Source organism: Chryseobacterium sp. FR054 (assembly GCF_056844565.1).
This window is the reverse complement of sequence record NZ_JBXDSA010000001.1, coordinates 833,326-855,826: the sequence shown is the minus strand read 5'-3', so window position 1 is coordinate 855,826 and position 22,501 is coordinate 833,326. Positions and strand designations below refer to the sequence as shown.

The 22,501-nt window shown below is 39.6% G+C and carries 16 protein-coding genes; 10 read left to right on the top strand and 6 right to left on the bottom strand.

Annotation, left to right across the window (positions count from 1 at the left end):
* Positions 1–176: 176 nt before the first annotated feature.
* The gene (locus AC106S_RS04175) at positions 177–1,409 is read right to left on the bottom strand and encodes a hypothetical protein (RefSeq protein ID WP_482437875.1); all 1,233 of its coding nucleotides are present in this window, start codon (positions 1,407–1,409) and stop codon (positions 177–179) included.
* A 91-nt stretch (positions 1,410–1,500) separates the two neighbouring features.
* A complete protein-coding gene (locus AC106S_RS04170; protein ID WP_482437874.1) occupies positions 1,501–2,394 on the bottom strand; it encodes a hypothetical protein in 894 nt (297 codons plus the stop codon).
* A 526-nt stretch (positions 2,395–2,920) separates the two neighbouring features.
* Here AC106S_RS04170 and gndA point away from each other — a divergent pair.
* From gndA to pgl, 3 genes are read left to right on the top strand one after another with little or no spacing between them, the layout of a single operon-like run.
* Positions 2,921–4,315, top strand: a complete 1,395-nt coding sequence (gndA, locus tag AC106S_RS04165; protein ID WP_482437873.1) for an NADP-dependent phosphogluconate dehydrogenase — start codon at positions 2,921–2,923, stop codon at positions 4,313–4,315.
* A gap of 12 nt (positions 4,316–4,327) precedes the next feature.
* Complete coding sequence (zwf, locus tag AC106S_RS04160) at positions 4,328–5,845, top strand: glucose-6-phosphate dehydrogenase (protein WP_482437872.1); 1,518 nt, start codon at positions 4,328–4,330, stop codon at positions 5,843–5,845.
* Complete coding sequence (pgl, locus tag AC106S_RS04155) at positions 5,838–6,566, top strand: 6-phosphogluconolactonase (RefSeq protein ID WP_482437871.1); 729 nt, start codon at positions 5,838–5,840, stop codon at positions 6,564–6,566. Before zwf ends, pgl begins: the two co-directional genes overlap by 8 nt.
* A 512-nt stretch (positions 6,567–7,078) precedes the next feature.
* Here pgl and AC106S_RS04150 read toward each other — a convergent pair.
* From AC106S_RS04150 to AC106S_RS04135, 4 genes are all read right to left on the bottom strand, one after another.
* Positions 7,079–8,101, bottom strand: a complete 1,023-nt coding sequence (locus AC106S_RS04150) for a serine/threonine-protein kinase (protein ID WP_482437870.1) — start codon at positions 8,099–8,101, stop codon at positions 7,079–7,081.
* Between the two features lie 5 nt (positions 8,102–8,106).
* Positions 8,107–8,562 (bottom strand): hypothetical protein, encoded by a 456-nt coding sequence (locus AC106S_RS04145; RefSeq protein ID WP_482437869.1) that lies wholly within the window; start codon positions 8,560–8,562, stop codon positions 8,107–8,109.
* 252 nt (positions 8,563–8,814) lie between these two features.
* Positions 8,815–9,051, bottom strand: a complete 237-nt coding sequence (locus AC106S_RS04140) for a helix-turn-helix domain-containing protein (protein WP_482437868.1) — start codon at positions 9,049–9,051, stop codon at positions 8,815–8,817.
* Positions 9,052–9,933: 882 nt separating this feature from the next.
* On the bottom strand, positions 9,934–10,242 hold the full coding sequence (locus tag AC106S_RS04135) for a helix-turn-helix domain-containing protein (RefSeq protein WP_482437867.1): 309 nt from the start codon (positions 10,240–10,242) through the stop codon (positions 9,934–9,936).
* Positions 10,243–10,332: 90 nt separating this feature from the next.
* Here AC106S_RS04135 and AC106S_RS04130 point away from each other — a divergent pair, with 90 nt between their 5' ends.
* From AC106S_RS04130 to AC106S_RS04100, 7 genes are all read left to right on the top strand, one after another.
* Complete coding sequence (locus AC106S_RS04130) at positions 10,333–10,878, top strand: hypothetical protein (protein ID WP_482437866.1); 546 nt, start codon at positions 10,333–10,335, stop codon at positions 10,876–10,878.
* A 205-nt stretch (positions 10,879–11,083) separates the two neighbouring features.
* A complete protein-coding gene (locus AC106S_RS04125; RefSeq protein WP_482437865.1) occupies positions 11,084–14,992 on the top strand; it encodes a PAS domain S-box protein in 3,909 nt (1,302 codons plus the stop codon).
* Between the two features lie 333 nt (positions 14,993–15,325).
* Entirely contained in the window at positions 15,326–15,997 is a 672-nt protein-coding gene (locus tag AC106S_RS04120; RefSeq protein WP_482437864.1) for a hypothetical protein, read from the top strand.
* A 473-nt stretch (positions 15,998–16,470) separates the two neighbouring features.
* Positions 16,471–18,975 (top strand): PIG-L family deacetylase, encoded by a 2,505-nt coding sequence (locus AC106S_RS04115; protein WP_482437863.1) that lies wholly within the window; start codon positions 16,471–16,473, stop codon positions 18,973–18,975.
* Positions 18,976–19,075: 100 nt separating this feature from the next.
* Entirely contained in the window at positions 19,076–20,767 is a 1,692-nt protein-coding gene (locus AC106S_RS04110; RefSeq protein WP_482437862.1) for a sodium:solute symporter family protein, read from the top strand.
* A 37-nt stretch (positions 20,768–20,804) separates the two neighbouring features.
* Positions 20,805–21,323 carry a DUF2911 domain-containing protein gene (locus AC106S_RS04105; protein ID WP_482437861.1) on the top strand — a complete coding sequence of 173 codons (519 nt, stop codon included), beginning with the start codon at positions 20,805–20,807 and terminating at the stop codon, positions 21,321–21,323.
* Between the two features lie 349 nt (positions 21,324–21,672).
* Positions 21,673–22,215 carry a peptidoglycan-binding protein LysM gene (locus tag AC106S_RS04100; protein ID WP_482437860.1) on the top strand — a complete coding sequence of 181 codons (543 nt, stop codon included), beginning with the start codon at positions 21,673–21,675 and terminating at the stop codon, positions 22,213–22,215.
* Positions 22,216–22,501 lie beyond the last annotated feature (286 nt).

The window sequence follows — 22,501 nt, the reverse complement described above, 5'->3', positions numbered from 1 at the left end:
CATATCTTTCTGAAACCGGGAGCCGGAAGAGGGAAGTTATGAATATCTGCCGGTAATAAGCGTTCAACTTCCATCTTCCTTTTTATCCCTGAATTCCTTTTACAGATTGTCAGTTTCATTTACCATTTCCGTAAATAAAAGCCGTCTCCATAAAAATTCTGTAAATGCTTTCCGTCTTAGTCGTCTCCTTCGTAGGCTGCCAGAAACTTCGCCAGTTCTTCAGACTCTGCAAACTTTTCGAACTCGTCAAGTTTCTTTTCCAGGTCTTCTGCTTCTATCCATCCCGGACCGAATGTGGATTTCAGGACAAAGTAGCTGTCTGCATACTCAAATTTTCCTGCACCGTTGGTCAGCTTCGTGAGCTTTTGCATTTCATCCCAAACCTCATCCTGATCGGCATCATAATCCACAGAGCCAAAGTAGCGGTAGAGCAGGATCTCATCATCGTTCCATCCGTACTGGAATGAAGCATAATCCTTTTTCCAGGACCACCAGCCCGGCTGGCTTTCTATTTTCAGTTCAGCGATGTCTTCATTATATTTTTTCAGGAATACTTCGGCCAGTACTTCACGGGCAATCTGCCTTTCAGACTCTATGTCTCCATAATAAGGATTAGGCAGCTGTACAGATACTTTCCGCATATGCTTCTGATCCTCAGTGTCAATGATTTCTAAATTGAAGAAATAATCGAACTTTTCCTGATCTCCGTGGCTGAAACTGCCCAGGTCCTTTACCTGATCCAGCAGGTTGCCGGAGACCTCAATCCTCAGCTCGTGTGACTGTGCTTCAGGATTTACCTCCGCAGAGAGACTTTCCTTCTGCGACTTGTACATAAGATTTGTGGTAACGCTGATCTTCTTAACAAGCCTGCCCGATGAAACGGTCAGATCAAAATAAGCTGTTTCATCAAGAAAATCCCACATATCCCCGTCTGTATATTGTGGAGATACCGTGATGGTAAAATCATCTTTTTGTGGCGCTTTATCCTTTACTATTTCGGGCAGATCAAACTGAGGATCTGCCCATTCCGGCCATTCCTCTCTTTTTACTCCGTACAGCGGATTTTTGATGCGCACCGTATGTGTGGCTTCCTGCAGTCTTGCCGGAGTCTCGTTAGTAGTAGCTTTAGTATGGATATTAAACGTAAAATACTCCTTTTCTTTGCCCGGATTTTCCGTCCATACATTCTTTATGATATCGTAAAATGCAGATCCTATATCCGCATCCATAGTATGGGAAGGGGTTCCCGAGGTCCCGCATGTATATTCCGCGAGAGAGTTATCCAGAGTTACATGGCAGGTGATCCCACTCAGAAGGCATTCTGCGCCTATTTCCATATAAAGCTTTTCTTCATCGAAAAATTCTTCTTTATAAAAACGTATTTTTAAAGGTTTTTCAGTGGTTTCCATAGTATTGTTTATTTTATCCGGCGCTGAAGACAAAATACAGCTGCCGGGTTGTAATGATCAGATTGTTTAATGAAGCGTTTGTTTTGAATATTTATTCTCCTATTAGCAGGCTCAGCCGTTCCGAGATGGCTTCCGGAAGTTCTTCCATATAATCCTCATCGGCATAATTGATGCCTTTTTCCTCATAGCCCAGGGCAATTACCGAATCGATATCCGTATGCTCATTACTTTTCAGAAGGTCTGCAAGGGTACTGTAATCCTGTGTTTCTACCATCTTTTCCAGTTCAGGATATACCTCGTAACTGTCGGAAAACTGCAGCTGTCTGGTGCGGCATTCTACCGAAAAGAAAGTAGAAAGTGCGTATTCCATGTAAATAACAAAATCACAGGCATGAGGTGTTTCATATGAAGCACTGTAATCATCACCAAAAGCTATCAGAGGGTTTCCGTTTTTCAGTATGATGCAGGTGTCGTAGTAAAAATTGAACCCGTCAAAGTAATTAAACAGTGCGCCGCTTTCCTCCGCTTCCCTGCCAAATCTTGTGTAACGGGGATCGCCTACCAGGTCATAGTGCGTATCGCTTAAGTTGGCCAGGCCCTGTATGGGGAGAATGGATATCCATCCTTCTTTAAAGTCATCATCATCTTTTGCTGTCGGGAATCCGTCTTCAGGGGCGATGGCCTCTGCTTTGGGGAAAATAACCGAATGCCAGGATACGTGCAGACCGTTGCTGATTTTGTAGAATTCCTTGATGAATTCGTTGAAGACAAATGGCTCTTTGGGGGCATCCGTACTGTATCTTTCGGCATTTTCTATCTGCTCTTCGTAAATTTTTGCCTCAGCTTCAGCAATCTGTTCCTCCGTTGCTCCGGGATATTTAATGAAGTTGACACTGCTTACCAGATCGTGATTTTTTAATTCTTCAATGGCTTTTTCCAGCCTGCTGAAGTAGCTTTCTGCCCATTCTTTCGGTTTAGTGCTCATGAATTGTATGATTCTTGGTTATAATTTGAAATGTTTTGAAAAATACCGGTTAAACGTAAAGAAAAAATATCCCGTCTAAGAACTGGTGTAAAGAAGCAGGATCTCCGAATGCAGAGCGCATTATCAATTTTTTCATACCGGTGAATAAAGATTATTAATTTCCGCTAAAGATAGAGTTTAAATCCGAATACATAAAATTAAATGAAAATCCGCAGGGAACGGTAACGGATCCGTTCATGGCCGATAGAAATCTGTTAAACTGCATGGCTTTAGCAAACCTGGCATGGTGCTGTCCGGGCTTTGGGGATAACGATGTGACTCAAAGCAGTTTCCGGCTTCCGAATACCGTTTTCCAGCTACAACCTTCTATTGATTATATAAATATCTCTTTTTTTATTTCAGACATTTCGAAAATAAGGATTAATTTTAATAAAGTATTTTAAATACGGGACTGCTGCTATTTCAATTCACTTAATCGATGAGCGGCAGCCGGTAATCAATTGACATTCATAAAAATATTTTGAATATGACGACATACAATTTTGGTATAGTGGGTTTAGGCGTTATGGGCCGGAACTTACTGCTTAATATGGCCGATAACGGATATGCCGTTGCAGGTTTGGATCTGGATCAGGGAAAAGCAGATTCACTGCAGGCAGAAGCGCAGGAAGGACACCGGATTTATGCTACGGTTCAGGCGGAAGATTTTGTAAAATCCCTTGAGCAGCCCAGAGCCATTATGCTGTTGGTGCCGGCAGGAGCTCCTGTGGACGGTGCCATACAAACGCTGCTTCCGTTTCTGGATCAGGGAGATATTATCATAGATGGCGGAAATACTTATTTTACAGATACAGACAGAAGATATAGGGAACTTTCTTCAAAAGGAATCCATTTTTTCGGAATGGGAATATCAGGAGGAGAAAGCGGGGCGAGAAGAGGCCCAAGCATGATGCCCGGAGGCGACAGAACTGCCTATGAGCGTTTACGGCCAATCTTTGAAGCTATTGCGGCTAAAGTGGATGGTGAACCCTGCGTAGAATTTTTAGGCAACGGAAGTGCCGGAAACTATGTGAAAATGGTGCATAACGGTATAGAATACGGAATTATGCAGCTTATTGCAGAAACTTATGACATCATGAAGAATGTTTATCATCTGGATCATGAAACCATACAGCAATCCTTTGAACAGTGGAATAAGGAAGAGCTGAATTCCTTCCTCATCGAGATCACCGCCGATATTCTGAAAAAAAAGGAAGGCACTCAATATCTGCTGGATCTGATTTCCGATTGGGCCAAATCCAAAGGGACAGGAAAATGGACCTCCCAAAATGCCATGGATCTGCAGGTTCCGGTTCCGGTTATTGATGCTGCGGTAAACATGAGGGATATGTCCAAATATAAACCGGAAAGGATCCGGGCTTCAAAATTACTGATCTGGAATAATCATCAGAGGGTCAATGCTAATTTGGAGCAGTTGAAAAAAGGACTTTATTTCGCCATCATCACCACTTATGCGCAGGGGCTCGCCCAGCTTAAAACAGCTTCAGAGGCTTACAGTTATGATTTACACCTGGAAACCGTGTGCAAAATCTGGAGAGGAGGCTGTATTATCAGAGCCGCTCTGCTGGAAGATTTCAGAAAAGCGTTCGCAGCACAGCCGGATTTACCCAACGTATTGCTTGATCGGCAGATCGCAGATCAATTGAATGCAACGCAGGAAAGTATCCGCTCGGTTTTAAAAGAAGCCATTCAGAACGGAACACCAGTTTCTGCCTGGATGAATGCGCTGTCTTATTTTGATGCTTACCGCTCTGAAAATTTACCCACCAATCTTATTCAGGCCCAACGCGATTTCTTCGGAGCGCACACGTATGAAAGAACCGATAAAGAAGGAATTTTCCATACCCGTTGGGAATCATAAAAAATAAATTCAATGAAAAATAATGATAAAAAGCCAACTTCTATCGTAGTCTTTGGGGCAACGGGGGATCTGGCAAAAAGAAAATTGTTTCCTGCATTTTTCAATCTGTTTCTGGAAGGCTGGATGCCGGACGACTTTGAACTTCTTTCATTAGGAAGAACAGAACATACCCAGGAAGAATTCAGAAGCTATATCCTGGAAAATATCAAAGCTTTTTCGAGGATCAAAAATTTCTCTGAAGAGAAATGGAATGTATTCAAAGAAAAAATAAAATTCATCAGGTTTGATATTACTCAGGAGGAATCTTTTGTTCAGCTGAAAAATCAGCTGGATTATATTGATGCCGGTTTGGGAATCAGGGCCAATCGTCTTTTTTACCTTTCAGTAGCTCCCAGTTTTATTGAAAAGGTATCGGAAAGCCTCAAGAAAAACGGTCTGGCTGAAAATGTGGATCAGGACCGTATGATCATTGAGAAACCTTTTGGGTACAACAAGGAGTCGGCAGTAGCCCTCAATGCCATGCTGGCAAGGACCTTCAAAGAAGAACAGATTTACAGGATCGACCATTACCTGGGAAAGGAAAATGTGCAGAATATCCTGGCTTTCCGGTTCGGGAACACTATTTTTGAACCGTTGTGGAATAATAAATATATAGATTCCGTACAGATTACCGTTGCAGAAACAGTAGGGGTTGAAGATCGGGGAGGATATTATGACGGATCAGGAGCGTTGCGTGATATGATCCAGAACCACCTCATGCAGATCCTTTGTATGGTGGCTATGGAAGCTCCTGCCGAATTTGAATCTGCGGAGATCCGAAACAGGAAAGTAGACGTCCTGAAAAGCGTCAGAAGAATTAATCCGGAAGATATTAATCACTACACAGTCAGGGCGCAGTACACAGCAGGGGAAATTGAAGGACAGCCAAAGAGGGGATACCTTCAGGAGCCGGGAGTGAATCCGAACTCCAATACGGAAACCTATGTTGCCATGAAGTTCTATGTTGACAATGAACGGTGGAATGGCGTTCCGTTTTATATGCGTACCGGTAAATCCATGTCAGAAAAAACATCCTCAGTCATCATCAGTTTTAAAGAAGTTCCATGTACCACCTTTCAGAATGGAATAAATAAATTGCAGCCCAATAGATTAACGATTGATATTCAGCCCGAAATGGACATTAAGCTGTCGTTTATGACCAAAAAACCGGGACTTGATATGAAATTGAATCCTGCTGAAATGGTTTTCGATTATTTTGAATGTTCGCCGGATACACCGGAAGCCTACGAGACCTTACTCCTGGATGCCCTTGATGGAGATTCTACGCTGTTTATGCGTTCCGATCAGGTAGAAGAGGCCTGGGATGTGATCGCCAATATCCAGACTGCATGGGAAAAAGGAAACATTTCAAAAATGTTTACTTATCCTGCCGGAAGCTCCGGACCGGAAGCGGCAGATGAATTACTGAAAAGACAGGGACACTATTGGCTTACTTCCCACGAAAAATTAAAAAGAGAAGAAAATGCTTAACATATTACCATCCACAGAAGAGATTTTTCAGGAAGCGGCCAGGCTGTTTGTTGCCGCTGCCCATGAAGCAATAGAGCAGAAAGGCTATTTTTCAGTAGCCTTAACAGGGGGTTCCTCTCCGGAAGGTCTATACAGGCTGTTATCGGAAGATGAGTATAAAAACCGGATCGACTGGAGCAAAGTTCTTGTCTTTTGGGGGGACGAAAGATGGGTACCCCTGAATGATGAACTCAGTAATGCTAAAATGTCCCGGGAAACGCTTTTGAAAAATGTGCCCGTGCTGCCCGCTAATGTTTTTCCAATGTTTGAGGAGGGTATAGAGCCGGAGGATTTTGCTTCGAAGTACAGTAGCCTTCTGAAAGAAAAACTGGGAGATGCCGGTGTGATGGATCTCATTCTTCTGGGAATGGGAGGAGATGGGCATACGGCTTCGCTGTTTCCGGGAACAGCAGTATTGAACGAAAAAGAAAAATGGGTTGCCGCGTATTACCTGGATGCCCAGCAGATGTACAGGATTACCCTTACAGCGCCTTTTTTGAATAAAGCCCGGAAAATCATCGTAATCACTTTTGGCGATGCGAAAGCTGAGGCTTTGAAGGAAGTTCTGGAAGGTGCATATACCCCTTCCGTATACCCGTCACAGCTATTGGATCCTACGGATGGCGAACTTTTGTTTCTGGTGGATGAAAAGGCTGCCCGGCTTTTGAATAATGATGATTAATTTTTATAAGCCGTTGATAGGTGAAGAACTTGCGGATGCTTTTGTCTTCCATGCAGATAAGGTTTTTAGCGAAAAGGAGAAAAAAGAGGAAGACGACTTTCGGAAAGCCCGCCGAAACCAATTTGAAAACCGTACTCCCAGGAAAAAATGCATTCAAGGTTGTTACAGCTAAATTTCAATTGGAAGATTATAAAACAGACTTGGATTTGCTTATTAGCTTTCGCTTACTTGAAAGGATGATAACCTGCTTCAAAGTCTCTCCTGCATGAATATACAATGGTAGGTTGTTTACTTAAAAATCCCAACGTAAGCTGGGATTTTTTTTGTTTAATGATGTAGAATGTCTCCCGATTTTGAGCTGGTAAGTAAGCTTATTTTATTAAACTTCTCCAAAGTCAGGAGACTTTGGAGAGCGAGTGTTCTGATTTGGGCTGATAAGTAAGATTATTCTATTAAATTCCTCCAAAGTCACTTACTTTGGAGAAGTAGAGATAGATTTAAATTAGCAGATTTTATTTTCCTTTTAGAACTATTCTGTTTAGTAAATTTTTTAACTTTTTATCATGTTGTATTTTACTGTCGCAACTACTACTTTCGTCTTTTATTTTTTTTTGAGTTTTCCCCTCATTCCCTTTGAAAAACTCTAAATCAAAACAACCTTGAGATTTTCTTATTGATTTTACTGTAAAATTCATTTTCCCAACTTTACAATTCCATTCAGTACCATTTTGTATGGTTTTTGGCATCCAACTGGTGTAAACTTTTACTTTTTCTATTGCATGCCTGAATTCTGAAGCAGATTGAAAACGATTTTTGGGATCTACATTTATTGCTTTATTTATTATATTCTTAATAGGTGTGGGGATAAATGGGCGAAATTTATTCCGGTTTGGATAAACTCCATCTTTTATCATATCAACCAATTCCACGGCATCAACCATTGGAATATATGCATCACCATTAACAAGTCTATATAATGTTACACCAAGAGCATAAATATCTGTTCTTTTATCTGTAATATCATCAGTAATTACTTCAGGAGCTAAATGGCCGATATATCCATAAGGACTCGCTGTTCCTGAAATATCCAATTTGGTAGCCAACCCAAAATCAGAAAGTCTGGCATTATTTGTTTCATCCATTATGATATTTGCGGGTTTAATATCTCTATGAATGTAATCAAGCGAATGGATATATTCTAAACCTCGGCAAACATCCGAAATTATTTTTAAACTCTCTTCTAAGGGAACAACACTGCCTTTAATTACATCTTCTAAACTACCTTTCGGATAATATTCCATTGCGATATATAGTTTTCCATCAGGTGTAGTTCCTGCATCTGTTATTTCTATAACATTGTTATGCTTTAAAGACATTAAAGTTTGTGGCTCTTTGTAAAAATTAGTAGGATTATTAATATTGTGAGGAGGTATAAATTTTATAGCTCTTCTTACACCAAGTGCTCTATCATTACCTAGCCAAACTTCTCCAAAAGCTCCATTTCCTAATCTTTTTTCTAAATCGTAATCAGGCATATTTATTATTGTTTAGGTAACCCGCTAATTGCTGCAATACAGGCTTCTTCATACTTTGCTTTAGGTAATCCATCAAATATTGGTAAATCTAGTAATTCACCTAAATATTTTGCCTTTCTTGCTGTTGTACTGGAATGTAATTGTTTCTTAATTTTACCTTCTATGGTTGTGGGCTTTGGATGACTGAAAATGGCTTCTTGTAATACGCCTTCTAATTCGCCTCTCTGCGGTTCTTTAGTTCTACTGATTATTTCAGTTTCCTTGAAAACTGCTATGTCAATATTATTAGTATCCATTAATTCCAGTATTTCCTTTCTAAACCATGCTAACTGTTCTGCTCTGCTTGAGCCTTTGGGTAATGTAAGATGATTTTGCGAAATGATTAATGGGTTTTCTTGAGTGCCTTCTAATATGACGTATGAAAATCTGTCTTTCCAACATCTAAATCCGATTGATTTCATGTATTGAGTTTTATAAATTATGCCAAATAGAAATATTGTGAATTATATTTAAAAAAGAACTCTAAATAAGCTTATTTAAAATTAATCACATTCTTTCGTTATGCCAAAATAATAATATTTTTTTTTAATTGTTTACGGTTTTCCGTAAGAAGAAATAATAAGTAATCTCTTAGAACAGTATTTTCACGTAATTTATCCAACACTTTATCACAAAAAAATCCCAACTCTCGTCGGGATTCTATTTGCTTATTTTTAATTTATGTCAAAATCAAACAATTCTTTTATTGTTATATTTAATCCTTTTGCTAATTCTAGAACAGTAGACATTTGAATATTTCTTAATCCTTTTTCAATCTTACTAATATCACTATAATCAATGTCGCAGTTTTGTGATAATTGTCTGAGACTAAGATTTTTTTCATTTCTTAATGTTTCAATTCTTTTTCCAAAGCTTGTTAGAAATGCGATTTTTTCTGATGTTTTAGACATATCAATATTAAATTGATAGCAAGTTCAAAAGAAACGTATAAAAATTTGTGGGTATAATTACCCACTTTCGGAAATTTTCCTATATTTGTACAATAAGCTACAATAAAGTAGCTTTGCGATACTTCAAAAAATAATAGAAGCTATTGCTTAGAATCTTGTCATTGAAAACTGGTAATTTTTAGACACACAAGACGATAAGCAGGAAGCTCACGACCTAGGCGTGGGCTCTCTTATCTGTGTGCAAGGTATACCAGTGCCTCAATGACGGATATTGTAGAGTCCCATGCCGTTTTTATTTCATGCTGTTCTGCTTTTCTGCAATCATCTTTTTCTAAGCTGCTTCACTACATAAAGTATCATGATAGGGTACAGTGGAGTGTACAATCCATTGCGGCTTCAGGGCTTTCACGGGAACACAGATTTTATTTCTACTCATCATTTACAATACAACTCAGCGTACATCGGTAGGTAGGTGGTTTTGTATTAACCATTAAGAAAAATGAAGACTTTAAGGAAAGTTAAGATCCATCAAAGATGGATAAGGCGGTGCGCTTAAAAAATAGCTTCAGCTATGATCTTAATAATTCTTAACCGCTTAAAAACCTTAATGGTTCAAATAAAAGCACGGCTCAAAATAAAAAAATGAGTTGTGTAGATCTAACTATTTAAAACAGACTAATAAATATCTGCGTTATCTGCAAAATCAGCGAGAAACTATAAAAAAACATTACAGATCATCACATAAAAATACAAAAAATGAAAAAAATAAAAACAGATTTCGATACCCGGTTTCAGGCAGGGAAGAAGTGCTCCGGATTGCAGTATTTTCACGGAATTTCTTAAAAGGTTCAAAGTTTCATCACAAAAAAATCCCAACTCTCGTCAGGATTTTCTCTTATTTTGATTTTTAAATTCTTTTTGTAATTGATCGATTTCGCTTTCAATCTTCTTTAGCTCTTTTTCATTTAGCTTTGTAAATAAATACAGCAGATCAATTTCAAGAAAATTACAGAATGTAACAAGACTTTCAATGGTGGGATTAGTTTCAGCCCTTTCAATTCTACCAACATGGTTGCTTGAGATATTAAGTTCATTCCCAAGTTGTAATTGTGAAAGTCCTCTCTTGAGCCTATGCAATTGAATAAGCTTTCCAATCTGAAATTTTAGTTCCTCTATTTCCCATTTATACATTTAGTAAAGTTTGAGCTTTCTAAAATTTTTCATAAACACATATATGTGTTTTAATTGTTTTTTTACTACATTAATAAAAAAATACACCCCATGAAAAAGATAAAAACAGATTTCGATCCCCGGTTTCAGGCAGGCAAGAAGCACTCCGGGTTGCAGCTGATGGAAACGTTCTTTCAGTTCAATGAGCTGGATGTTTCCAAACAAATGCTCAGTAATATTATGAATTACGCAGTAAAAAGGAATAGCTGGATCCATGAAGATCCGGCGGAGATCTTCCGGTTTCACAGGTCGATGAGGTCGTTCATCCGTGCCGGTTATCTCATCATGCTGAAGGACAGGAAATGGGTGGTGGATACCGGAAAGGAAAAGGTTTCTCCGTGGGTTCTCGGCCTGCTTTCGGAGAAAGAATACCGGAATCCGCTGCTGGTTTTCAAAAAAGCATTCAGGGAATACACCCTCAAAGAATTTGATTATTTTATGTCCGGAATCGTCTATTTCTCAATGGGCGTCTATGAAAACCTCCCGGAAAGGAATATCGTGATGCCTTATATTCATACGGTGAAAATGCTGGATGCCGCACATCTTATTATCCAAAGAAGGAGAGAAAAGAAAATGGCTGAAACCCTTTCAGGATAAGGAGTTGCGCATACAGATGATGATTATATAAACAGTGTCTGTGAATAGTGAAATATTTATATTGATTTGTTTATTTTTTTAAATTATTTATTCATAAATGCATTATTTGATATATTAATTGATATAATATGGTTATTATATAAAATAATTTTTTTTCACCGGAATTTTCTCTATATTTAACATAAAACAAATAATAGTTAATATCATGAGGAATTATCCGGTGCCTGGCAATGAAAAGGATAGAATAAAAAAGCTGGAACTATTTGATCTTCTGAATCTGCCGAAGGATCCTCAACTAGATATTTTTGCAGAAACAGCCTGCCTGGTTACGGATTGTCCCAGCTCACTGGTGGCCATTATGGAAAGCGATATTCAGACTGTACAGAGCTGTATCGGAATATCTCTGGATACCGTAGAGCGGGAAAATACACTTTGCCAGTATTCTATTGCGAGTGGGGATGTGGTGGTTATTCATGATACTCTGGAGGATAGCAGATCTGCCTCCAACTCACTCATGCTGCAGGCCGGCATCCGCTTTTACGCAGGTATCCCGCTGATAGATGATGAAGGCTTTACACTGGGAACGCTGTGCGTTATTGATTATAAGCCCAAAAAACTTTCAGAAAGCCAGATTGTAACGCTTAAAAAAATAGGCGATGCAGTGACAAAGTTTTTCCTGAACAAAAAGAAAAATATCCAGGCCGAATACTTCCGGCAAACCTTTGATATTTCCAATAACCTGATCTGTGTTCTGGATACCGGATTTATCATTAAAGAAATAAATCCCGCTTTTGAAAGAACTTTTCAGCTATCCGAAAAGCAGGCCATCCATCAGGATTTTTTAACAATTCTGGGAGAACAGCATGCCGAAGTACAGCTCAAACTGAAAAACTTTGTGCAGAATGATGAAGAACTTACATTAAAGACTTCAACAGAGATGGGAAACGCTGCTCCCGTTATTGTAGAATGGTACTTCCGGCAAAATCAAAATCATACTGAAATTTTTTGTTTCGGGATTAATATTACCCAATATACAGAAGAAAAGCTTCAGCTTGAAAGCTCTGAGCGCCGTTTCAGAAGCTTTTTTGAAAATGCCATCGGCCTGATGAGCATGCATGATATGGAAGGGAATATTCTTGAAGTGAACGAAAAAGGAAGGGAAATCCTGCATTATTCTGCAGAAGAAGTAAACGGATTGAATCTGAAAGACCTTGTACCTGAGCAAAACTGGCCTTTGCTGGAGGAATATCTGCAGCGCATCAACCGCAACAGCGAAGATTTCGGGACAATGATCCTCAAATCAAAAGAAGGCGAAGAACTGGTCTGGATGTACCATAATCTGGTGGAGATCGATAAAGACGGAAATCCTTATGTAGTAAGCACAGCCTTAAACGTCACTGAAAGAATAGCGTTGGAAAGAGACCTTCTCTATGCCAAGAAAATGCTGGAGCAGGCCAGTTCGGTCGCCCAGGTAGGCGGTTGGGAAGTGAATCTCAAAAATAATTCTGTATTCTGGTCTAAAACAACAAAAGAAATTCATAAAATAGACCAGGAATTCCAGCCGGATTTCGAAAATGCGCTTGGCTTTTACAAAGAAGAAGACAGGCAGAAAGTTGAATTTTTATTCAACAGGGCTGTTTCGGAAGGCATCCCTTACGATGAAGAATTTCAGCTCGTCCGCAATGACGGGGTTACGATCTGGGTAAGGGTAAAAGGCATCCCTGAGTTTGAAGCCGGATCCTGTAAAAGGGTTTTCGGGATCATTCAGGATATTGATACTTTTAAAACTATTTATCTGGAGCTGGAGAAGAAAGAAGCCATGATGCAGTCTTTTGCAAAATATGTTCCCGTTGCAGTGGCAATGTTTGATAAAGAACTTAATTATCTTTCGGTAAGCTCCAGCTGGAAAGAAGAATTCAATATGAATAATATGGAGCTGGTGGGAGAGAATCTGTTCACTGTTTCGCCCAATCTTCCTGAAAAAAGGAAAACGATTTACAAAAACGCCTTACAGGGTAAGAGCTATAAAAACGAAGACTTTGCCATTGAAGTTTTGCATAAAGAAGGTATCCAGCATTACAAGCTGGAAGTGGGCCCGTGGTACCTTTCTGATGGAGTGATAGGAGGGGTAATAGCCTCTGTACAGAATATTACCGGTACTATAAAAACAAATGAAGAACTCAAAAATGCAAAGAAAATGGCGGATATTGCAAGCAAGGCCAAGTCGGAATTTCTTGCCAACATGAGCCACGAGATCCGTACACCTCTGAATGGAGTTATAGGATTTTCTGATCTTCTTTTGAAAACTCCCCTTAATGAAATACAAACCCAATATCTTAACTATATCAATGAATCCGGAGAAAATCTTCTGGCCATCATTAACGATATTCTTGATTTTTCTAAAATAGAATCCGGTAAAATGGAGCTTCTTATAGATAGATCCAATGTATACGATGTGGTGAGCCAGGTGATTAATGTGGTGCTTTACCAGTCACAGAAAAAAAATATTGAACTGCTGCTCAATATCGAGCAGGGCCTGCCGAAAATAATTTGGCTTGACGAAACAAGATTGAAGCAGATTCTTATCAATCTTTTGGGAAATGCTGTGAAATTTACACAGCAGGGTGAAATTGAACTGAAGGTAGAAAAACGGAATATCAGCAATAAAAATATATCATTACGCTTTTCCGTAAGAGATACGGGAATAGGTATTCCGCCTGAAAAGCAGCAGCATATCTTTGATGCTTTTACCCAGGAAAACAGCTCTATCAGCAAGCACTATGGCGGAACCGGTCTCGGGCTTACGATATCGAACAATATTTTAGGGTATATGGGAAGTCATCTTTCACTGAACAGCTCACCGGGGAAAGGATCTGTATTTTTCTTTGATATTGATGTTCCTTATGAAATATCCCACGCTAATGAGGATGAGGAACTTACAATAGATAAAGTTCTTATTGTAGACGATAACGAAGCAAACAGAGTGATTCTTCAGCACATGCTGGCTTATAAGAATATTGAAGCAAAACTGGCCGCCAACGGAATGGAAGCCTTACAGATCTTACTGGCAGGAGAACATTTTGATGTTATTTTAATGGATTATCATATGCCGGTTATTTCCGGGGTGGAAACCATCGAAAAAATTAAGGAGCTGTTCATTCAGAAGAACGAAACTTCACCACTGGTAATTCTTCATACTTCTTCGGAAGAACACGATATAATCAATTCTTTCCGCCAGGACGAAAACTCTTATTTCCTTTTGAAACCGATCAAATCAAAGGAACTTTATCAGACTCTGAAACGTGCGGTACAGCATAATATAAAAGAAATCCCCGTAGCCGCAGTGGCACAGCAGAAAATGGAAAATTATGTATTTCCGCAGGGCCTTCATATTTTACTTGTTGATGATAACCCTGTGAATATGGTTCTTAACAACAAAATGATGAAATCTTTGATTCCTGATGCCGAACTTACAGAATCGGTAAACGGCCTGGAAGCATTGGAGCAATGCAGAAACAAACATTTTTCGGTGATACTGATGGATGTTCAAATGCCAGTAATGGATGGCATAGAAGCCACAAAACAGATCCGTCTGCTTCCGGGATATGAGAATATTCCCATTATAGGAGTCACCGCAGGAACCATAACCGGTGAAAAGGAAAAATGCATCCTGTCCGGAATGAATGATTTTCTTCCGAAACCCCTGAGACAATCGGAACTTCTGGAAATGCTGAAGAAATATATCTCCGGCAATAATGCAGGGAACAGAAACACTGTAAAAACGGAAAAATATCTTGATCTGAATCTTCTTAATGAGCAGACAGGAGACGATGAAGATTTCAGGAACATATTTCTCAACCTGGTTGTTCAGCAGCTTTCCGAGACCGAAAACAATATAGAAAAGGCAGTTGCCGGAAAAAATGCTGCCGATTTGAAAAATATCCTCCACAAGCTGAAAGGTACTGCCGGGACATCCGGGCTGATAAAGCTGGCAGAAACTGCTTTGTACTGGGAACAGAAAGTGGACGAAACCACAGATTTCCTGTCCTTACAACAGGAGATAACGGCTGAACTATCAATTGGATTGAATTTAATAAAAGGATTAATAAAATAAAAAAACAGAAACCATATTGCTTCTGACCGCTGAAGACGGTGAACTGATTCCGGAAAAGATAGAACACCAATTATTAAAAGAAGGACATGGGCGGGCTTACCCGGGAATGGCAGGAAAGCTGTTGAAAGGTTAAAAGAGAGAGAAGCAACAGAATAGCCCGGTATATTCTCATGGAGGTGAAATTCCTGATCAATTTAAAGACGAAGTTGTATCTTTAATAAATATATATTAGGCTTTTTTAAGTAATTTATCATAAATATCTCTGATATAAATGATACGGCAGCGGAATATCGGGACCCAAGCATACCTGTAAAATATGATAAAAAAAAGACAATGCCAATAAACCCAATACCTCCGGACGGAGGCATGTTGTATAAGGAAACAGATATGGCTCAGTTTTTCCCTGAACCGTTCAATGCAGTAACTGCTCTGCTGTTTTTGGCTTTAGCCATTTTCTGGACCTTTAAAATGAAAGGGAATTTTAAAGCGTATCCTTTTTTAACCTACTGCTTAATCTTATTATATATTGGTGCCATAGGGGGAACTGTTTATCATTCATTCAGACAGTGGGCGGTATTCATCATGATGGATTGGATGCCCATTATGTTGCTCTGCCTGTCTGCCGGATTTTATTTTGTAGCCCGCAGCACCAGGTGGTATTATGCTGCTTTAATGGTTCTCGTATATCTCATATTGATGTTTGCGTTGAGAAATTGGATTTTTACAGATAATACCTCTCTCTTTATCAACATCAACTATGCAGTTATGGCTTCATTTGTGCTTTTTTCGGTATTAAGGTATCTGATCTATACAAAGTGGAAGGCCGGCCAATGGGTAGGCCTTGCTTTATTGTCGTTTGTGCTTGCACTCACTTTCCGAATTGCTGATAAATGGGAATGGTTTAGCTTCGGAACACACTTTTTATGGCATACTTTCGGGGCGGCAGCAACATTCTGCATGTTCAATTATATCTATCTTACGCAGAATACAGTGAAAAAAATATAAGAGTCTGTTTACATTTTGTGGTTTTAAATTATCACTGATTTTGCAGATTAAACAGATTTTTTACCCATAATAATCTGAGATCTTTAGGGAATTATCAGATCAGATCTTATAAATTTTTAATATGCATAAGTTTTAAATATAAGGTTTAGTATACCCATAAAATCTTCGTCATCTGCAAAATCAGCGGGAGAAAATATTCACAAACATCTGTGGGTTCTGTGGGAAACATAAAAAAAACCGTGCATCCGTGGCAAAAATTTTCAATCATAAAGGAGAGGCAAAAGCTTGATAATCATATATACATTTTTTTCAAATACAATTTAAACAGGCTCTTCAGCTTATTTGAACTTAAATGTGAAGAATTTTGTGGTTTAATAAAAAATAAACAGTTTTTTTGAGAAATTCACAGTCTGATTCTTTTAAAGCTGAAAGAAAGATGATTTACTTATATTTGCTCTGCAAAGTAAAATTAAATGTTCAAAAAAGTAAGTACTGTATTTATTCTTGGCTTTTATACGGTTTTTTGTTCGGCCCAGCAGGTCCGGCCCTCCAAATCATCTGAAATTTACCGTGAACTCAAAACACTTAAACATCTTCCTAAAGTTTTATACCTTGCGGCTCATCCTGATGATGAGAATACGGGATTGCTGTCATGGTTAATCAACGGGCAAAATATAGAAACGGCCTATTTGTCCTTAACCAGAGGGGATGGCGGTCAGAATTTATTAGGAACAGAGCAGGGGGCTGCATTGGGTTTAATCAGAACGCATGAGCTTTTAGAAGCAAGAAAGTTAGACGGTGCCCAACAGTTTTTTACCCGTGCTATTGATTTCGGATTCTCTAAAAATACTACCGATACGTTTAAACAATGGAATGCAGACAGTATTACAGCAGATGTAGTCTGGGTAATCCGTCAATTCCGTCCGGATGTTATCATTTGTCGCTTTCCTCCTAATGCTGCGGCAGGCCACGGACAGCATGCGGCTTCGGCAGTGGTTGCAGAAAAAGCTTTTAAGCTGGCAGGAGATAAAAATGCCTTCCCGGAACAACTGAAATATGTGAATGTATGGCAGCCCAAACGCGTATTGTGGAATACTTTCCGCTTTGGCGGGGTGAATACGACCGCTGAAAATCAACTGAAAGTTACCGTTGGGCAATATGATGCGCAACTGGGAATGGGCTATGGTGAACTGGCAGGATTAAGCAGAAGCTTACATAAAAGCCAGGGAGCGGGAACACAGTCGGTAGCCGGGATCAGAACTGAATATTTTGCCCACGTTATTGGCGAACCTGCAAAAACAACCCTTTTTGACGGAGTAACTAAAACCTGGACTTCACAGGGAAACGCTGATATAGACCAGTCATTAGATCAGATTATTTCCGCTTTCAATTTCAATAATCCCGGCCTCAGTTTACCTGCTTTGCTTGCTTTGCGGAAAAAAGTAATGGCACTAAAAGATGCAGACCTGAAAAAAGATAAAATTAAATCTCTTGACCATATCATTTTAAGCTGTGCCGGATTTATGGGCGAGGTAGTTACCGATCAGGCTGAAGCGGTTGCCGGGGATCATTACAAATTCAGGTTAAATCTGATTTCAAGAGCTGCAGATCCTGTGGTTTTAGAAAATGTAAAATGGTTAAATCAGTCAGAAAACGTCAGCAGAAAGCTGTCAAAAGACTCTTTAATCACCATTCAGCATGATATTCAGATTCCTGCAGATGCAGCACTCACAGAACCTTACTGGCTGTCAAAACCGGCTACGGACGCAGCAACCTTCTCTGTCCCGAATGATACTTTAATCGGTTTGCCCGAGGCAGAATCGCCACTGAATGTCTTGGTCGGTTTAAAAATCGGTTCGGAAAAATTTCAGGTTAAACTTCCTTTATCTTTCAAGAAATTAGAACCGGTGCGTGGTGATGTGGTAGAAGCCCTGCGTATTGTTCCTGCGCTGGAACTGAAATTTGCACAGCCGCTTTATGTAGCCAGAGACAATGAAGATTTACATTTGAGCTTAAATGTTAAAGTCAATTCCGGCAGACAGTACAGTAACGGTGTTCTCAACCTGATGTATAACGGAGAACGGTTGGGTAGCGCTAGTATAAGTTCGCTCAACGGAAAAGATACTACTATCGATTACGTTATTCCAAAGACTAAGCTTGCCTCAATACATTCATCCCGTTTGACATTGGATGCTAGCTTTGTTGCAGATGGAGTTACCTATACTAAAAAACAGGTATTAATTCAGTATCCGCATTTACCTTCCTTACAATATTTTGCACCTGCCACAGTAACCGTAATGAAAGGCGATATTCAGGCGAAGGTTAAAAAAGTGGGGTATATAGAAGGGGCAGGCGACTTTATTCCGGAGTTCCTGCGCATTGCAGGTATTCAGGTAGATGTCCTTAAAGACGGAGATTTTTATGGCAGCATAGATAAATCCGGCGGAAACGGCAGTCAGAACAGGCTGGCACAATATGATGCCATTGTACTTGGTGTCCGGGCCAACAACACAGAGAAGAAGCTGGGCCGCTGGATGCCTTTTTTATGGTCTTATGTAAAAGCCGGAGGTAATCTGGTGATGCAGTATAATACCAACCAGGATACCACCGTTGACCAATTGGGAATGTACAGTTTCAGTATTGCCAATAAGCGGGTGACCGAAGAAAATGCTGCCGTTACCTTTTTAAATCCCAATCATAAATTACTGAACTTTCCGAACAGAATTACTGCGGATGATTTTAAAGGCTGGGTACAGGAGCGTGGTGCCTATTTCCCTGCCCAATGGGATGCGGCATACGAACCGCTTTTTGAAATGCACGATACGGATGAAGAGCCCCTGAAGGGATCTACTTTATATGCTAAATACGGAAAAGGTAATTTTATTTATACGCCGTTGGCCTTTTTCAGACAATTGCCTGCGGGAAATGTGGGGGCGGCGCGTTTATTTTTTAACTTTTTATCTGCAGAGAAAAACTGATGAACAAGCAACTTAAAAACTGGAATACCTGGTACATACTATTAGCCGTTGCATTAGTATTACAGATCGCATTTTATTATTGGTTTACTAAATTCTGGGCATGAGTAATACAGATTGGACAGTTCTTATTTTTACACTTGTTGCAGTGGTGGCTTATGGCGTATTCATCGGTCGTGGCCAGAAAAGCAACGAATCTTACCTGAAAGCAGATAATAAAATGCCCTGGTACATTGTGCTTTTAGGTATTATGGCTACGCAGGCCAGTGCTATTACATTTCTTTCGGCACCGGGCCAGGCTTATACGGATGGTATGCGCTTCGTTCAGTATTACTTTGGCCTGCCTTTGGCCATGATTGTGATCTGCATCACTTTCATCCCGATTTTTCAGCGTTTAAATGTTTATACTGCCTATGAATACCTGGAAAACCGGTTTGACAGGAAAACAAGGGTGCTTACTTCACTGCTTTTTCTTTTTTCCAGAGGATTGTCAACAGGAATCAGCATTTATGCCCCGAGTATCATCCTGTCAAGTGTTTTAAACTGGAATATTTATTTAACGAATGTTTTAACAGGCGGTATTCTGTTGATCTATACCTATGTTGGCGGAGCAAAAGCGATTGCTCATACCCAGAAATTACAGTTTCTTATTATTCTGGGAACCATGGCTTTTGCCGGATATCTGCTTATTCAGAATATGCCGGATGGAATTGGCTTTAACGATGCGTTGTATCTGGCGGGTAAATCCGGAAAACTCAATGTAATCACCACAGACTTCGACTGGAAAGACAAATACAATATCTGGAGCGGCTTAATTGGTGGTTTTTTCCTGGCGCTTTCTTACTTTGGTACGGACCAGAGCCAGGTGGGGAGGTATATTACGGCAAAGGATAATACCAATGCAAAAATGGGCCTGCTGCTGAACGGATTGGTGAAAATCCCGATGCAGTTTGCGATTCTCCTGATCGGTGCTTTACTTTTCGCTTTCTTTTCTCTGAAACCGGCTCCGATTTACTTTAACGAACGCTCTTATCAGTATCTGAAGGATACACAACCTGAACAGGCGGCGGTTTTTGAAAAAGAGCATCAGGATTTACAGATAAAATTCAATGCGGAATCCAAAGAAATTCTAAAGTTGAAAGAAGAAAACTCTCCCCGGCTCAAAAAAACGATTCAGGATTTTAAAAACACGCAAACCCAGGTAAAAGCACTGCACGGAAGGGTAGAGGAGGCTATCAATACATCAAACTATAATGCGGAGAAAACGGATACCAATTACATTTTCCTGTACTTCGTAAAAAATACCTTACCTGTCGGGATGATCGGTTTACTGTTTGCCGTTATTTTCCTGGCCAGCTGGGGTTCCATTTCGGCAGCACTGAATTCCCTTGCCGCCTGCTCATTAAAAGATGTTCATCTGATATTCAGAAAAGATATTCCCGATGATGCAACCGAACTGAGGTACAGCCGCCTGCATACTTTAGCCTGGGGAATTTTCTCAATCGGGGTTGCCATGTTTGCCACGCAGATGGGTTCGCTTATTGAAGCGGTGAATGTACTGGGTTCTCTTTTCTACGGCCCTATATTGGGAATTTTTCTGGTGGCATTTTACTATAAAAAAATCACCGGGTCCAATGTATTTATTGCTGCAATATTATCAGAAATTGCTGTGATTGCCGTTTATCAGTTTGATATCGTTTCTTTCCTTTGGCTTAATGTAATCGGGGCAGCGGCGGTTATTATATTTTCAGCAATCGGGTTATTGTTTTATAAGCCGAAAGCAGTAAATTCGTAAAACAACAAAGTAAACATACAAACAAAACAAAAATATTATGAAATCCATCATGAAATCTGCTGCCGTCCTAGTTGCAACAATGACAGTCTCTCTGAATGCCTTTGCACAGGACACTAAAAAACCTGCCAGTCCTCCGGCTACTGCAACGGGAAAAATTAAAGATGCAACCATTACAATAGCTTACAGCAGTCCTTCTGTAAAAGGGCGCACCATCTGGGGCGGTTTGGAAGCTTATGATAAAGTCTGGCGTGCGGGTGCCAATGAAGCAACGACTTTCGAAACAGATAAAGATATTACCGTTCAGGGTAAAAAACTGCCTGCAGGTAAATACAGTTTTTTCCTGATCCCTAAACAAAGCGGAACCTGGACGGCTATTTTCAACAAAGAGCCCAAACAATGGGGTGCTTATAAGTACGAACAGGCTAAGGATGCTTTACGTGTTGATGTAAAAACAAAAGCTTTACCGGCAACACAGGAAACTTTGGTTTATAAAATAAACAGTAATGGATTCACTATGGATTGGGATAAAATCTCAGTTCCTGTGGAGATCAGGTAAGTTTTAAAATACAAGAAATCAAAATCCCGTTCATACGGGATTTTTTGTGTTCTTTGATACTGCTAATAATCTTCCAGAAGGCTTCATTAAACCGGAAAAAAGCAATTGACGGTCCATTATTTTTAAACTTTGCTTACCCCAAACTCTGATTCTTGTCGGTGTATGTTGGCTAAAAACGGTATAGATCATCGCCCTTTGTGAATTTTCCGGCAGATTTAATGAAAATCCGGTCAGAATTAACAATGCTTAATCAATGATGAAAAAGGCTTTGGTAATGTCAGATAATGTTATTAGATTTATAGTGAGTTCAGAATGACAATATTATTACACCTCTTTAAATTTATTAATCATGAAAAAGCAAGTCTTTATCGCTGCTCTGTCTCTGGGAGTAATTGCCTTAGGAACCCACCGGGTTATGGCACAAAATTCAGGGCAGGTGAGTACATCAGTAAATATTATTTTATCGGACGTTATTGCAATGGACATTGGCTCTGCTGCTTCAGAAGGCACAGTAGATTTTAATTATGGGAGCACAAAAGACTATAATTCATCAAAAAATGTGACCGTTCCCAACAGTTTAGTCATTATTTCCTCTAAAAATTTTGATGTAAAAGTAAAATCTGAAGGATCACACTTTGTAAGCGGTGCAAACTTAATTCCCGTAGATGTATTACAGGTAAAAGCAATACCGGGTGGAAGTCTGGTGGGAACCCTGAATGAGGTCACTTTATCTGCAACTGATCAGGTGCTGGTGAGTAATGCAAGCTTAGGTACCAAACAGTCTTTAAATATTGCCTACTCCATTTCGGCGGAAAATGCATCTAAGGTCCTTCTGGGAAAACCACAGGGAACTTACACCCAAAAAATAACTTATACTGCCACTGCACTGTAAGTAAATAACAATTTTAAATAAGAAAGCCCTCAATACTGTCAAAGTATTGAGGGCTTTCCTGTTTAAACCCAATGAGTAATCATGTAGTGATTTTACTACATGAACTTCCTTTTTCCACTACAAGGAAACTTTTAGCACCACTATAAATTTGCAGTATACAAAAGATAACAATTAAGTAAAAAATAACAATAAATATTACCATCATGAAAAAACAAATCGTAATCACAGCCTTAACTTTTGGAGCCATCATATTAGGAACTAATCATGTTCAGGCTCAGAATACCAC

Bases quoted from the DNA above. Each gene is read 5' to 3' on its own strand.
- AC106S_RS04135 (WP_482437867.1), bottom strand. From the start codon at position 10,242: ATGTATAAATGGGAAATAGAGGAACTAAAATTTCAGATTGGAAAGCTT.
- AC106S_RS04175 (WP_482437875.1), bottom strand. From the start codon at position 1,409: ATGGAAACCACTGAAAAACCTTTAAAAATACGTTTTTATAAAGAAGAA.
- AC106S_RS04110 (WP_482437862.1), top strand. From the start codon at position 19,076: ATGAGTAATACAGATTGGACAGTTCTTATTTTTACACTTGTTGCAGTG.
- pgl (WP_482437871.1), top strand. From the start codon at position 5,838: ATGCTTAACATATTACCATCCACAGAAGAGATTTTTCAGGAAGCGGCC.
- gndA (WP_482437873.1), top strand. From the start codon at position 2,921: ATGACGACATACAATTTTGGTATAGTGGGTTTAGGCGTTATGGGCCGG.
- zwf (WP_482437872.1), top strand. From the start codon at position 4,328: ATGAAAAATAATGATAAAAAGCCAACTTCTATCGTAGTCTTTGGGGCA.
- AC106S_RS04100 (WP_482437860.1), top strand. From the start codon at position 21,673: ATGAAAAAGCAAGTCTTTATCGCTGCTCTGTCTCTGGGAGTAATTGCC.
- AC106S_RS04125 (WP_482437865.1), top strand. From the start codon at position 11,084: ATGAGGAATTATCCGGTGCCTGGCAATGAAAAGGATAGAATAAAAAAG.
- AC106S_RS04170 (WP_482437874.1), bottom strand. From the start codon at position 2,394: ATGAGCACTAAACCGAAAGAATGGGCAGAAAGCTACTTCAGCAGGCTG.
- AC106S_RS04105 (WP_482437861.1), top strand. From the start codon at position 20,805: ATGAAATCCATCATGAAATCTGCTGCCGTCCTAGTTGCAACAATGACA.
- AC106S_RS04130 (WP_482437866.1), top strand. From the start codon at position 10,333: ATGAAAAAGATAAAAACAGATTTCGATCCCCGGTTTCAGGCAGGCAAG.
- AC106S_RS04145 (WP_482437869.1), bottom strand. From the start codon at position 8,562: ATGAAATCAATCGGATTTAGATGTTGGAAAGACAGATTTTCATACGTC.
- AC106S_RS04140 (WP_482437868.1), bottom strand. From the start codon at position 9,051: ATGTCTAAAACATCAGAAAAAATCGCATTTCTAACAAGCTTTGGAAAA.
- AC106S_RS04120 (WP_482437864.1), top strand. From the start codon at position 15,326: ATGCCAATAAACCCAATACCTCCGGACGGAGGCATGTTGTATAAGGAA.
- AC106S_RS04115 (WP_482437863.1), top strand. From the start codon at position 16,471: ATGTTCAAAAAAGTAAGTACTGTATTTATTCTTGGCTTTTATACGGTT.
- AC106S_RS04150 (WP_482437870.1), bottom strand. From the start codon at position 8,101: ATGCCTGATTACGATTTAGAAAAAAGATTAGGAAATGGAGCTTTTGGA.